This window comes from Tabrizicola sp., assembly GCF_034366665.1.
Lineage (GTDB): Bacteria > Pseudomonadota > Alphaproteobacteria > Rhodobacterales > Rhodobacteraceae > Tabrizicola.
On sequence record NZ_JAXMMF010000075.1, the window covers coordinates 1 to 12,348 of the forward strand.

13 protein-coding genes and 1 tRNA gene are annotated in these 12,348 nt (G+C 65.2%); 3 read left to right on the forward strand and 11 right to left on the reverse strand.

Features of this window, described 5'->3' with window-relative positions; translation table 11 throughout:
- The first annotated feature begins 64 nt into the window (after positions 1-64).
- A tRNA-Met gene (locus U1E69_RS10010) sits at positions 65-141 on the forward strand.
- 186 nt (positions 142-327) lie between these two features.
- Here U1E69_RS10010 and U1E69_RS10015 read toward each other — a convergent pair.
- Positions 328-462: a hypothetical protein gene (locus tag U1E69_RS10015; protein ID WP_322244235.1), complete on the reverse strand. Its 135-nt coding sequence runs from the start codon at positions 460-462 to the stop codon at positions 328-330.
- 373 nt (positions 463-835) lie between these two features.
- Between U1E69_RS10015 and U1E69_RS10020 the strand changes: the two genes are divergently transcribed.
- Positions 836-1,030 carry a hypothetical protein gene (locus U1E69_RS10020; protein ID WP_322244236.1) on the forward strand — a complete coding sequence of 65 codons (195 nt, stop codon included), beginning with the start codon at positions 836-838 and terminating at the stop codon, positions 1,028-1,030.
- 126 nt (positions 1,031-1,156) lie between these two features.
- Here the strand turns inward: U1E69_RS10020 and U1E69_RS10025 are convergent, their stop codons facing one another.
- The 10 genes from U1E69_RS10025 to U1E69_RS10070 all read right to left on the reverse strand — a co-directional run bounded on the left by U1E69_RS10025 (position 1,157) and on the right by U1E69_RS10070 (position 10,293).
- Positions 1,157-2,269, reverse strand: a complete 1,113-nt coding sequence (locus U1E69_RS10025; protein ID WP_322244237.1) for a sn-glycerol-3-phosphate ABC transporter ATP-binding protein UgpC — start codon at positions 2,267-2,269, stop codon at positions 1,157-1,159.
- An 8-nt stretch (positions 2,270-2,277) separates the two neighbouring features.
- Positions 2,278-3,207 (reverse strand): ABC transporter permease subunit, encoded by a 930-nt coding sequence (locus U1E69_RS10030; RefSeq protein ID WP_322244238.1) that lies wholly within the window; start codon positions 3,205-3,207, stop codon positions 2,278-2,280.
- An 11-nt stretch (positions 3,208-3,218) separates the two neighbouring features.
- Positions 3,219-4,100: an ABC transporter permease subunit gene (locus U1E69_RS10035; RefSeq protein ID WP_322244239.1), complete on the reverse strand. Its 882-nt coding sequence runs from the start codon at positions 4,098-4,100 to the stop codon at positions 3,219-3,221.
- Positions 4,101-4,158: 58 nt separating this feature from the next.
- The gene (locus U1E69_RS10040) at positions 4,159-5,484 is read right to left on the reverse strand and encodes an extracellular solute-binding protein (protein WP_322244240.1); all 1,326 of its coding nucleotides are present in this window, start codon (positions 5,482-5,484) and stop codon (positions 4,159-4,161) included.
- Between the two features lie 181 nt (positions 5,485-5,665).
- Entirely contained in the window at positions 5,666-6,469 is an 804-nt protein-coding gene (locus tag U1E69_RS10045) for a phosphodiesterase (RefSeq protein ID WP_322244241.1), read from the reverse strand.
- A complete protein-coding gene (locus U1E69_RS10050) occupies positions 6,466-7,284 on the reverse strand; it encodes a sugar phosphate isomerase/epimerase family protein (protein ID WP_322244242.1) in 819 nt (272 codons plus the stop codon). Before U1E69_RS10050 ends, U1E69_RS10045 begins: the two co-directional genes overlap by 4 nt.
- Before the next feature lie 138 nt (positions 7,285-7,422).
- A complete protein-coding gene (locus U1E69_RS10055) occupies positions 7,423-7,737 on the reverse strand; it encodes a hypothetical protein (RefSeq protein WP_322244243.1) in 315 nt (104 codons plus the stop codon).
- Between the two features lie 92 nt (positions 7,738-7,829).
- Positions 7,830-8,747 carry a ribokinase gene (gene rbsK, locus U1E69_RS10060; protein ID WP_322244244.1) on the reverse strand — a complete coding sequence of 306 codons (918 nt, stop codon included), beginning with the start codon at positions 8,745-8,747 and terminating at the stop codon, positions 7,830-7,832.
- An 18-nt stretch (positions 8,748-8,765) separates the two neighbouring features.
- The gene (locus U1E69_RS10065; RefSeq protein WP_322244245.1) at positions 8,766-9,218 is read right to left on the reverse strand and encodes an RbsD/FucU family protein; all 453 of its coding nucleotides are present in this window, start codon (positions 9,216-9,218) and stop codon (positions 8,766-8,768) included.
- A gap of 13 nt (positions 9,219-9,231) precedes the next feature.
- Positions 9,232-10,293, reverse strand: coding sequence for a sn-glycerol-3-phosphate ABC transporter ATP-binding protein UgpC (locus tag U1E69_RS10070; protein WP_322244246.1), 1,062 nt, complete (start codon positions 10,291-10,293; stop codon positions 9,232-9,234).
- A gap of 283 nt (positions 10,294-10,576) precedes the next feature.
- Between U1E69_RS10070 and U1E69_RS10075 the strand changes: the two genes are divergently transcribed.
- On the forward strand, positions 10,577-12,205 hold the full coding sequence (locus U1E69_RS10075) for an extracellular solute-binding protein (protein WP_322244247.1): 1,629 nt from the start codon (positions 10,577-10,579) through the stop codon (positions 12,203-12,205).
- Positions 12,206-12,348 lie beyond the last annotated feature (143 nt).

Here is a 12,348-nt window from a genome sequence, read left to right on the forward strand (position 1 = left end):
ACACCTCACTCCTAAACGATCTCAATACCGGTTCCACGCACTCCACAGCGCGGAACAACCCTGGCGCGGGGTGGAGCAGCCCGGTAGCTCGTCAGGCTCATAACCTGAAGGCCGCAGGTTCAAATCCTGCCCCCGCAACCAAAATACTCTAGCATTATCAACGACATGCGCCCCGCCAAATGGTGGGGCTTTTTGCTGTCTTCCCGGCAGGTCAACAATAGGTCAACAATCGGGCCAAAACTACGTGCAAGATCAGCGGGATAGTAGGCCCACAGGATCAAGATCGCGCGAAAACCGCAGAAAAACCCGCTTGGCAGGAAAGGCGGTCTATTCGGCCGCCTCAAGCTCCTCGGCCTCGTCATCGATCAAGTCCTCAACAGGCTCATCTGTCGCTGCACCGCGATAGATCGCCTTGCCGGTCGCGGCCTCGATCAGCCCCAGCAGAGCCTCCTGGCGCGCCAACGCTTCTCCTGGGAACTTCGAGTGTTGCTGACGTCTATCCCCCGCTGGGGTTTGTGTCCACTGTGATGGTTGGTTCACGCCCTAACTTGGCGGTCTAGCGTTCTGTTTCACAGGCATCCCATTGGTTTGGCAACCTATTGCACTGTGTGATCCCCGGTGCGGCAGTTCATCTGCCTTTTGTAGGATGCCAGCGCCAGCTTCCCCAGCACCTTGCGACCGTGCCGCCTGGGCGATCCGCTTGGCGTGGCGCGCCGCGATTGCTTGGGAAAAGCACTCCCACGTCCGGATCGGGCTGCTTCGGGGCTTGGCCGTGCGTTCGGCGATCACCAGCAGCACGTCGAGGTCGTAGCCCGCTTTCAGCCATGCGCCGATCGTGGCCGTGGTGGCGGTGTTTGCCGCCCTGGCCGCCGGTGCCCTGACCGCCGCGATCTTTGCCGGGGAAACGCTGTCTGTCAGCGAGATGATCGGTGGCGGGTTGGTCATTCTGTGTGGACTGCTGGAGGTCTGGCCGACCAAAACGGACGGGGAACACGTGCAGCCGTCCAAGACCGTGCAACGGCACGCCTGACGCTGCCTTCGGCACAGAACGGCCCCGATGGTCGTCGCCCCCCCGCGGGCAGGGCCACCGCCAAGCTGGCCCGCGGGTCAGTGCCCCAGGACCCGGTCGCTCACCCCTTGTCGCGCGCCCCGCCGATCAATGCGCCGAGACGGCATGAACTCGGGTGGTCGCCGTACGGGCTTCAAGCCTTTTGCCGCTGATCCCGTCAAAAAGATGGGCGTGGCGCAGGTCGAAGGTCAGGCCGGTGACTGCCCCTTCGGCGATATGCGGGCGGGCCTCGGTGACAAGGCTGAAGGGGAGGTCTTCGATCCTCAGGCTCCACAGCCGGGCAGCGCCCAGATCTTCGACCAGCTCAAGCCGGGCGTCGATCATGCCGTGGCCGGGGGCGCGAAGCGACACATGCTCGGGACGGATGCCAAGCTGGACAAGCTGGCCGTCGGCGGCCTCGTGTTCGGCGGGCAGGCCGATGACGGCCCCGCCTTCCAGCACCACTGCGCGGCGGGCGGTGCTGTACTGGCCGGGCAGGAAGTTCATCGCCGGGCTGCCGATGAAGCCCGCGACATAAAGCGAGGCGGGACGGTCGTAGATCTCGGCCGGGGTGCCGACCTGTTCGATGGTGCCCTTGTTCATCACCACCAGCCGGTCAGCCAGGGTCATGCCTTCGTGCTGGTCATGGGTCACGAAGACCGAGGTCGCCTTGATCTGGTTGTGGATGCGGCGGATCTCATGGCGCATCTGGACCCGCAGCTTGGCGTCAAGGTTTGACAACGGCTCGTCGAAGAGAAACACCTTGGGCGAGCGGATGATGGCCCGGGCCATTGCAACGCGCTGGCGCTGGCCACCCGACAACTGCCCTGGTTTGCGGTCCAGAAAGTCGCCAAGGCCGACGGATTTCGCCGTCTCGGCAATCCGCGCCAGGCGTTCGGTCTTGGGCACACCGGCCACTTTCAGCGCATAGCCGATGTTTTCGGCCACCGTCATGTGCGGATAAAGCGCGTAGTTCTGGAACACCATCGCGCAGCCGCGTTCGCGGGGTTCAAGCTGGTTGACGACGGTCCCCGCGATGGCGATCTCTCCGGCCGTGATCTCTTCCAGCCCGGCAATCAGGCGCAGAAGGGTGGACTTGCCGCAGCCGGAGGGGCCGAGGATCACCACGAACTCGCCGTTGTGGATGTCGAGGGTGACCCCCTCCATGATCGTGGTCTTGCCGTAGGTCTTGGTGACGTTGCGGATGGCGATCTCGGCCATTGGGTGCCTCACTTGTCGGTGTTGATCAGGCCGCGCACGAACCAGCGCTGCATGAGGATGACGATGGCGATGGGGGGCAGCATGACGACAAGCGTGGCCGCCATCGCCAGGTGCCAGGTGGGCGTCCCGCCGCCGGTGGTCAGCTGGTCGGGGACAAGGTCGGAAAGCTGGACGACGACCATCCCGTAATTCGCCCGGTCAGTGACGACCAGAAGCGGCCAGAGATACTGGTTCCAGGCATAGACGAACATGATCGTCGCCAGCGCCGCGATGTTGGTCTTGGACAGCGGGATCAGGATGTCCCACAGAAAGCGCAGCGGCCCGGCCCCGTCCATCCGCGCGGCCTCGACCAGCTCATCGGGGATGGTCAGGAAGAACTGGCGGTAGAGGAACGTGCCCGTGGCGGTGGCGACCAGGGGCAGGATCAGGCCGGTGTAGGAGTTGAGGAGGTTCCACTCCAGCGCGACCTCGATGCCGGACAGCGTGTTGATCAGCCAGCTGATCCCGGTCCAGTCCATGATGGTCTGAAACGGCGTCAACGCATTGGCGGCCACGGCGTAAGTGGGGACGATCCGGACCTCCAACGGCAGCATCAGGGTGATGAAGATCATCCAGAAGATCAGCATCCGGCCGCGGAAGTTGAAGAACACCAGGGCGAAGGCGGTGATGCAGGCCAGGGTGATCTTGCCCACGACGACCCCGGTCGCGACGATCAGCGTGTTGACGAACTTCTGGCCGAAGTCGGAAAGGACCCAGGCCTCCTTCAGGTTCACCCAAAGCTGGTCGCCCGGCCACAGCTCGATCGGGGCGCTGTTCACCTCTTGCAGCGTCAGCGTGGCACCGACGAAGGCCAGCCAGATCGGCACCAGGATCAGGATCAGCCCGAAGACCAGGATCGCATGGGTCGCGATGTTCAGGATGGGCGTGCGTTCGATCATGGGTGGCCCCCTCAGGTGTAATGCACGCGCTTTTCGACATAGCGGAACTGCACGAAGGTCAGCGCCATGACGAGAAGCATCAGGATGATGGATTGGGCCGCGGCACCCGAGTAGTCAAAGCCCCGGAACCCGTCGGCATAGATCTTGTAGACCATGAGGTCCGTGGCCCGGAACGGCCCGCCGCCGGTCAGGGTGTCGACGATGCCGAAGCTGTCGGTGAAGCTGTCGGTGATGTTGATGACCAGAAGGAAGAAGAACGTTGGCGTCAGCAGCGGCAGTTGCAGGTCCAGCATCCGGCGCAAGGGGCGCGCGCCGTCCATCGCGGCGGCCTCGGTCAGGCTGCGGGGGATGGACTGGAGTGCGGCCAGGAAGAAGACGAAGCTGTAGGCGACCTGTTTCCACGCGCCGGCCACGACAATGGCGGTGACCGCCTGCCAGGGGTATTTCGACAGGTCCCACCAGCCGGGGGCTATGGTGTTGATGTAGCTGAAGATCCCCGCGCCGGGGTTGAAGACGAACTGGAACGCCAGGCCCACGGCAGGTGCGGCTACGGCATAGGGCCAGATGATCGCCACCCGGTAGGCCTTGTAGCCTGCCAGCTGCCGGTCGACGAAGATCGCCAGCGTCAGCGCCATCGTCATCGCCAGAACGGTCGTGGCCAGAGCGTAGATCACCGACACCCGGACCGAGCCCCAGTAGTAGGGATCAGACAGCACCTTGCGGAAGTTGTCGAAGCCGACCCAGGTATTGCCGCCGCCCCAGGGCTGCTCCAGCGTGAAGGCCCAGTAAAGCGCCTGCGCCGAGGGCCAGTAGAAGAAGACGAAGATGATCAGAAGCTGTGGTGCCAGCAGGGCGGCAGCAATCCAGCTGAACTTGAAGTAGGCGCGGCGCATGTCGTCCCCCGGGGAATAGGATGGGCGCGGCCTTGGCAGCCGCGCCCCGGTTCATGGCTTAGGGAAAGGACTTGCCCGCATAGGTCTGGGCAAAGCGTGCCAGCTGCTCGTTGCCGCGCGAGACGGCGGTGTCCAGCGCCTCTTTCATCGTCTTCTGCCCGGCCAGAGCGGCCTCGACCTCGGCCTGCCATTCCGCGCGGATCTGGATCATGCCGCCGAGGCGGATGCCGCGGGTCAGTTCCGAAGGCTCGGTCCAGGTCAGCGACTTCATCGCGATGTCGCGGTTGATGTAGGGCTCTTTGGCATAGAAGCCCTCGGCCTTCAGCGCCTCGTAGGTCGACTTGGTGACCGGGATGTAGCCCGAGTTTTCCAGGAGGAACTGCTGTTCCGGCTTGGTGGCCAGGAAGGCCAGGTAGGCCGCGGCGGCCTTGTATTCATCCTCGGTCTTGCCCGCCAGCACCCACAGGGACGCTCCGCCGACGACGGTGTTGTGACGCTCTACCCCTTCATAGGTCGGGATGATCTGAACGTCCCAGCCGAAGGCGGGGGTCAGCTTGTGGATCGTGTTGTGGTCGGCGATCGACGAGAAGAAGACCGAGCATTCCCCTTCGACGAAGCTGTCGCGCGAGGTCTTGCCAGCGGCCTGGGTCCGCAGAAGGGCATAGCCTTCGTTGATCCAGCGCTGGATGTTGTCCATGTGCTGGACGTGCAGCGTGGTGTTGAACAGCAGCTCGGTGTCCAGCCCGTCATAGCCGTTGTTGTTCGAGGCGACGGGGATGTTGTGCGCCATCGAGAACTGTTCCAGGTCGATCCAGGACGAGGGCGCATAGGCCAGCCCGCAGGCCTGACCGCTGGCCTTCAAGGCCTTGAACGCCTCTTCCATGCCTTCCCAGGTGACCGGGGCTTCGGTGATCCCGGCTTTGGCGAAGTGGTCCTTGTTGAAGTAGTAGACCGGGGTCGACGAGTTCCAGGGCATCGAGAAGAACTCGCCCGACTTCGACGAATAGTAGTTCGCGATGCCGGGGAAATAGTCCGACCAGTCGACCGTGACGCCAGTGTCGGCCATCAGTTTCGTGACAGGATAGAACTCGCCCGAGAGCATCAGGTCGGCGGTGCCCGCGTCGAAGGACTGCAGGATCGTCGGGTGCTTGCCCGCGCGGAAGGCGGCGATGGTGTTCTGCACGGCCTTCTCGTAGCCATCCTGGCCGACGCAGACGGCCTCGTACTGGTCCTGAGAGGCGTTGAAGCGGTTGCAGGTCTCGGCCACGACGGCGCCAAGATCGCCGGTCAGGCCGTACCAGTATTCGAACTTGAGCTTTTCGGCCGAAGCCGAGCCGGCAGCGGCGGCAAGCACCAGCGCGGCGGTGGCAAGTTTCTGGGTCATTTCCCTGTCTCCATTTAAGGCTGCCACGGGTGCAGCGCAGCGACCTTATGCAAGGATTCGGTGACGGAATCGCGACAGTTGATCCGGTAAATTCGTTACATTACAATGATTTAGAGATAAACGCCAAGGCCCGCCGGACGATGTCCGGCGGGTTGGGAAAAGCGTTGTGCTACGCCCGGGCCTAGTGGAACAGACCGGGCGCCATCGTCAGGTGCCGCTCCAGATGGTCCTGGAAATGCACGGTCACTCCGTCGCCTGTAGCCAGAACGACAGCCATCTGCGCCGGTCCCTCCAACTGGCGCTGCTGGCCCGGCACGCCCGGAACATGCGGCGTCACCGAATAGTGCGACCCGGCCATGGTCGTCATCGGGATGCCGCGCCAGACGGCGGTCGAGGGCAGGTGGACATGGCCTGCGATCACCTGGCGGACCTCTGGATGGCGCTGCAGAACCGCGACATAGTCCTTGGCGTTTTCCAGGATGATCTCGTCCACCGGCAGCGACAGCGGGTTGGCGTGGTGATGCTGGACGACGATGACCGGGCGATCCTGCGCTTCGGTCAGCCGTGCGCCCAGCCAGTCCAGCCGTCCCTGGCAAAGCCGTCCGCCGACGAGGCCCGGCTCGGTCGTGTCCAGAAGGACGATCCGGTGGCCGCCCGCGTCGATCACCTGCGAGACCCGGCCCAGCGGATCGTCGCAGTCCGACCCGAAGACCGACAGGAATGCCGCGCGATCGTCGTGGTTGCCCAGCGTGATGTGCACGGGCATCGGCAGCGGGGCCACAAGGTCGCGCAGATGGTGGTAGGCGGCCACTTCGCCCCGGTCGGCGAGATCCCCGGCCAGCAGGACAAAGGCCGCGTCGGCGTGATCGCGGGTGATGACGTTGACCGCCTCGGCCAGCCGTGCGCCGGTGTCCAGGCCGTTGACCGGGACGCCAGGCGGGCCAAGGTGCAGGTCCGACAGGATGATGAACTTGAGCGCGCTCATTCGGCGATGCCCAGCGATTTCAGATACTGCGCCGAGGGCAGGACCCCTGCCTTGTCGCGCAGTTCCAGGATCAGGCGCGGGTTGGCGCCGGTCTGGGCGATGGCCGCAAAGACCGACTGCCACAGGATCGTGCCGTGTCCGATCTGCCAGTGCCGGTCGGCAAAGCCGTCGGCATCCTGCAAGTGGATGTGGCCAAGGCGGGACCCTGCGGCGCGGACGTAGAAATCCACCGGCGGCGCGCCAGTCGACACATGCGCGTAATGCGCGTGGCCGGTATCCACCGACAGCTCCAGCGCCTGCCAGCCCAGCGCCTCGCACAGCATGGCGCGGTCGCTGGGTTCGATGTCCTCGATGTTCTCCAGGACAAAAGTCACGCCCATGTCTTCGGCCCGCTTCAAGGCCGCACCCAGCGTTTCGCGGGCGGCAGTCAGCATCCGGTCGGTGTCCGTGGGGTAAAGGCCGCGGTGGTTGTAGCCCCAGGTGGTGAAGGGCGAGTGGATCACGACGTGGGTCCCGTTGACAGCGGCGCAGACATCCAGCGCCTGGTTCATCCGGCGGGCGACGATGCGGCGAACTTCGGGGTCGTAGGACGCGATGGTAAAGCCCCAGAACGGGCCGTGGATGCCGCGGCGGCCCTGGTGGCCGTCCAGAAGCTGATTGACCTCGGCCGCCAGCCCTGACCAGTCGCCGTCCAGAACCTCGGCGTCGACGAAGTGCTGCAGTTCCAGATCGCGCGGCGCTTCGCGCAGCCAGTCGACGTGGGCGGCAAGGCTGGAGCGGCAAAGCGCCGCGCCAAGGATCGGACGGGAAGTCATCGGGGTGCATCCTGCGTTGTTGACGCGCGGATGCTGCCCCGCCGCTGCGACAGAACCGTTCGAGTTCAGTGAAAGATTGACGACGGATCGGTGACGCGCTGCGCCACCGTTTCTGCGCCGGGCAGAAGGGCCGACAGATCAGGCCGCAGGCGCGACCGCACGCTTGCGTCTGGCTTTTGTGGCGGGCTTTTCCTCGGCTGCAGGGTCCGGCTGCACCACTGCCTCGGGTTCCGCCTCTGGTTCCGGGGCGGCGACGGCCTCCGCGACTGGATCGGGCTTCGGCGCATTTGCCGCGACCCAGTCCCGCATGAAGCGGCGGATTTCGCGCGCGGCGCTGGTGTCCAGCGCGTCGCAAAGCTTTACGAAGGCATCCCGCTCGCCCGCATCGATGCGGATCACCAACTGGCTGGATTTCTTCTTCTTTTTCTTGTCGTCCGACTTGTGCTTACCCATCATGGCCCCAAAATGTATATGCATTGCATATGCACTTTAGCCTCTGGCCGCAAAAAGCACAAGGCTGCGCCGGGCGTCGCCCGTCTGTGCGGTCAGCCTGCGAGCAGCGCGTCGATCTCGCCGCGGGAGGGCATGGCGGGCGCGGTGCCGGGGCGGGTGACGGAAATCCCGGCTGTGGCACATCCGAAGCGGACGGCCTCGATCACATCGCGGCCTTCGGCCAGGGCGACGGCGAAGCCGCCGTTGAAGGCATCGCCTGCGCCCGTCGTCTCGACCACCGGACCGGCCGAGATCACCGGCACATGCACCGTCCGGCTGGCATCGTGATAAAGCGCACCCTTGTCGCCCAGCGTGATCACCACGGCACCCACGCCCTTGGTCAGAAGTGCGGCAGCCGCGGCCTTCGCCTCGTCGACCGAGGTCACGGGCAGGCCGGTCAGCGCCTCAGCCTCGGATTCGTTGGGGGTGACATAGTCGCAAAGGGCCAGCATCTCGTCGGGCAGGCTGGCGGCCGGGGCCGGGTTCAGGATCGTGGTCACGCCCGCCGTCCGCGCGATCTGCAGGGCGCGCAGGGCGGCAGGGATCGGCTGTTCCAGCTGGGTCACGAAGATCGAGGCGCTGCGGATCAGGTCGGCCTTCTCGTCGACGTCCTGTGCCGAAACCCGGCCCGCTGCGCCAGGCGCCACGATGATCGCGTTGTTGCCGGTGGCGTTCTCGATGAAGATGTAGGCCGCCCCGGTATAGCTTTCGCGGTCCACCTTCACTTCGGGCACCACGCCCGCCTTGGCCCAGGTCGCCTGCGCGATGTCGGCGAAGGCGTCGGCGCCGAGGCGGGTGATGAAATGGACGCGGCCCCCCGCCATTGCGGCGGCGACAGACTGGTTCGAGCCCTTGCCCCCCGGCCCCAGAACGAAGGAGTTGCCAAGGATGGTTTCGCCCATCTTGGGCTGGCGATCCGCGCGGTAGGCAGTGTCGGCGACGAAGATGCCGAGGATGACGATGGGTTTCATGGGTTTGGGCTTTCCGTTTCAGGCTTCGGGCGGGATCACGCCCTTGCGGAACATGAAGCAGCCGTAGAAGCGGCGTTCTCCGGTCTGGATTACCGCGTAGGACTGCCGCGCCATGTCGTAGAAGGCGAAGCGCTCGATGGAGGTCATCGGGCGGGGCCGACCCTCGGCGCGGTCGATCTCGTCCTGGACCTCGACCTGGACCGGGGGCAGGGTGGTCGGGTCGCCCACGACCTCCATCCGGCCGGCGAAATCGTCGACGAACGTGTCCAGCGGCAGGACCGACAGGATCGCCTGCACGGCCTGGGCCGCTGTCAGGTTCTCCATCCGCAGAAGCTTGCCGGTGACCGTGGCCCGCGCGACGGAATCGGACGGAAAGTTGGTGTCCGCCACGATCAGCACGTCGCCATGCCCCATCGCCCGCAAGGTGGCCAGAACCTCGGCGTTCAGGCGGTTGTCCAGTCCCTTGAGCATGACGTCTCTCCTCCTATGCAGCCGGGATGCGCTTGCCCGTCGCCTTGTCGAAAAGGTGCGATGCAGACGGATCGGGCGCAAGGGTGATCGTGGCGCCAGGGCCGAAGGCGACCCGGTTGCGGAAGACCGCGGTAATCTCGCGCCCGGCAAGCCGCAGCACGACATGGGTTTCCGATCCCGTGGGTTCCACGACGGCGACCTTGGCCACCAGGCCTTGCTCGGCCTCGGCCAGGTGTTCGGGGCGGATACCGTAGATCACGTCGCGCCCCTCGTCAGCGCGTACGCCGGGGGGGAGGGGCAGGGTGGTCCCGGCCACCTCGACCCGGCCGCCGGTGGTGATGCGACCGTCCAGAAGGTTCATCGAAGGGCTGCCGATGAAGGCCGCGACGAAGGTATTGGCGGGACGGTCGTAAAGCTCCAGCGGAGCGCCAACCTGCTCGATCCGGCCGCCCTGCATGACGACGATCCGGTCGGCCATCGTCATCGCCTCGATCTGGTCGTGGGTGACGTAGACCGTCGTGGTCTTCAGCCGCTGGTGCAGTTCCTTGATCTCGGTCCGCATCTGGACGCGGAGCTTGGCGTCCAGGTTCGACAGCGGCTCGTCAAAGAGGAACACCTGCGGATCGCGCACGATGGCGCGGCCCATCGCGACGCGCTGGCGCTGGCCGCCCGAAAGTGCGCGGGGATAGCGGTCAAGGTAGGGTGTCAGGCCAAGGATTTCGGCCGCGCGTTCGACCTTCTGGCGGATCGCGTCCTTCTCCATCCCGCGCATCTTGAGGGCAAAGCCCATGTTCGCGGCCACGGTCTTGTGCGGATAAAGCGCGTAGTTCTGGAACACCATCGCGATGTCGCGCTCGGACGGGGGCAGGTTGTTGACCCGCTTTGGCCCGATCATCAGATCGCCCTCGGTCACTTCCTCCAGCCCGGCGATCATGCGCAGAAGCGTGGACTTGCCGCAGCCCGAGGGGCCGACCAGCACCACGAAGGCCCCGTCCGGAATGTCCAGATCAAGGCCGTGGATGACCTGCAAGCCCCCATACGTCTTGCGCAGCGCGCGGATCGTCACCTCGGCCAAACGCTTCCCCCCGGTTTGCCTGCCCCAAGTCCTACCGCAGCAGGGACAGCTCTGTCCATCCGCTGACCATACTAACATGTTAGAAACTTGACAGGCCCCCGCCACCTTGCGAAGCTGCCTCAGGGGCACTCTGTCAAACGGGGGGATGGGGACCGAACAGATGCCATGCCGCCTGCGGACCGCAAGAAAACCCGACAGGGCCCGGGTCCGGCGACACTGACACTCAGATACCAGGCCGCGACCGACAAACCGGCGCGGGAATGTTCCAAAGGGAGGAGCTACCTTGAAGGTCGAACTTTACGAGATGTTGTCCCGGTCGCGGCTCAGCCGTCGCCGGATGCTGCAGGGCACGGTCGCGCTGGGCGCAATGGCCGCGATGCCAATGACCGCCCGCATGGCCAGCGCGCAGGACAATGTGCGCGCCGAGATCCTGAAGATCCCCGGCGTCGACATGGGCAGCCCGACGGATGCCGACTGGCAGAAGGTGGGCGAGCTGTGCCTGGGCGCCACCAAGGCCAGCGTGGCCGAGGGTGAGTTTGCCGGGGTCGAGCTGACCTTCCTCGGTCTGAACAACCAGAACCTGCACAACTTCCTGTTCCGTGGCTTCCTGAAGCCGTGGGAGGCCTATACCGGCGCCAAGATCAACTGGATCGACCTGGCGCAGGCCGATTACAACTCGCGCCTCCAGCAGTCGATCGCGACCGGCACCGTCGATTTCGACATCATCGAAATGGGCGCCCCGTTTGAAGGCGACACTGCCGGCAAGGGCCTTCTGGACGAGATGCCCGAGTGGGTCGCGGCCCAGATCGCGGCCGACGACCTGGTGGGTTACCTGCAGCCCCCCGTGGGGACGTGGGATGGCAAGTCCTACCGGATCACCATCGACGGCGACTGCCACACCTTCGCCTATCGCAAGGACTATTTCGGCGAGGGCGGCATCGGTGGTGCCGAGGTGCCGAAGACCTGGCAAGAGGTCAACGCCGTCTCGAAGGCGCTGGTCGGCCAGACCGATCCGCTGACCGGCCTGCCCGCACATGGCTATCTTGACCCGCTGAAGGGCTGGGGCGGCTTTGGCTTCTACTTCATCGCCAACCGGGCGACGGCCTACGTCAAGCACCCCGACGACCGGGCCTGGCTGTTCGACCCGGACACGATGAAGCCGCGCGTCAACAACCCCGGCTGGGTCCAGGCGATCCAGGACGTGATGGACCTGATCGCGACGGAGGGTGCCTATCCGGCCGACCAGATCAACGCCGACCCCGGCACCACCGCCTTCAGCCAGTTCCTGGCCGGAACCGGCTCGATGCTGATGTGGTGGGGCGACGTGGGCTCGTCCGCGCGGACGTCGGACACCTCGGTCGTGGGGGATGTCGTCGGCTTCGGGATCAACCCCGGCTCGACGCGTCGCTACAACTCGGCCGCCGGTGCCTGGGAAGAGACCGCGAACGAAGCACCGCTGATGGCCTATATCGGCTGGGGCATCTACGTCACCTCCCGCGTCTCTGGGGACGAGAAGAAGCGCAAGGCGGCCTGGTCGGCGGCAGCGCATCTGGGCGGCAAGGACCTGTCCCTGTGGACGGCAGCCTATCCGTCGGGCTTCCAGCCCTATCGTAACTCGCACTTCCAGTACGAGGAATGGGAAGCTGCAGGCTATGACCGCGCCTTTATCGAGGACTATCTGGGCTCCAACGCCGACAGCTACAACCACCCGAACGCCGCGATCGAGCCGCGGATTCCGGGCATCTTCCAGTACTACTCGGTGGCCGAGGACGAGTTGGCCAAGGGCTTTGCCGGGCAGTACGCCAGCGCGCAAGAGACGGCAGATGCCATCGCCGCCGCCTGGGAAAAGATCACCGACCAGATCGGCCGCGACAACCAGATCGCGCTCTACAAGGCGTCTCTGGGCATGTGACCCCTTCGTAGGGTGGGCAATATTGCCCACCCTACCTTTGCGTCAGGCGCGTCGGGCAACCGGCGCGCCTTTTGCTTTCCGGCACGGCGCTTACCAAACCGACCCGTCGCGGCACATCCTTGCTGGGCGTCCGGAGGCCCGCA

Bases quoted from the DNA above. Each gene is read 5' to 3' on its own strand.
- U1E69_RS10025 (WP_322244237.1), bottom strand. From the start codon at position 2,269: ATGGCCGAGATCGCCATCCGCAACGTCACCAAGACCTACGGCAAGACC.
- U1E69_RS10030 (WP_322244238.1), bottom strand. From the start codon at position 3,207: ATGATCGAACGCACGCCCATCCTGAACATCGCGACCCATGCGATCCTG.
- U1E69_RS10035 (WP_322244239.1), bottom strand. From the start codon at position 4,100: ATGCGCCGCGCCTACTTCAAGTTCAGCTGGATTGCTGCCGCCCTGCTG.
- U1E69_RS10040 (WP_322244240.1), bottom strand. From the start codon at position 5,484: ATGACCCAGAAACTTGCCACCGCCGCGCTGGTGCTTGCCGCCGCTGCC.
- U1E69_RS10045 (WP_322244241.1), bottom strand. From the start codon at position 6,469: ATGAGCGCGCTCAAGTTCATCATCCTGTCGGACCTGCACCTTGGCCCG.
- U1E69_RS10050 (WP_322244242.1), bottom strand. From the start codon at position 7,284: ATGACTTCCCGTCCGATCCTTGGCGCGGCGCTTTGCCGCTCCAGCCTT.
- U1E69_RS10055 (WP_322244243.1), bottom strand. From the start codon at position 7,737: ATGGGTAAGCACAAGTCGGACGACAAGAAAAAGAAGAAGAAATCCAGC.
- rbsK (WP_322244244.1), bottom strand. From the start codon at position 8,747: ATGAAACCCATCGTCATCCTCGGCATCTTCGTCGCCGACACTGCCTAC.
- U1E69_RS10065 (WP_322244245.1), bottom strand. From the start codon at position 9,218: ATGCTCAAGGGACTGGACAACCGCCTGAACGCCGAGGTTCTGGCCACC.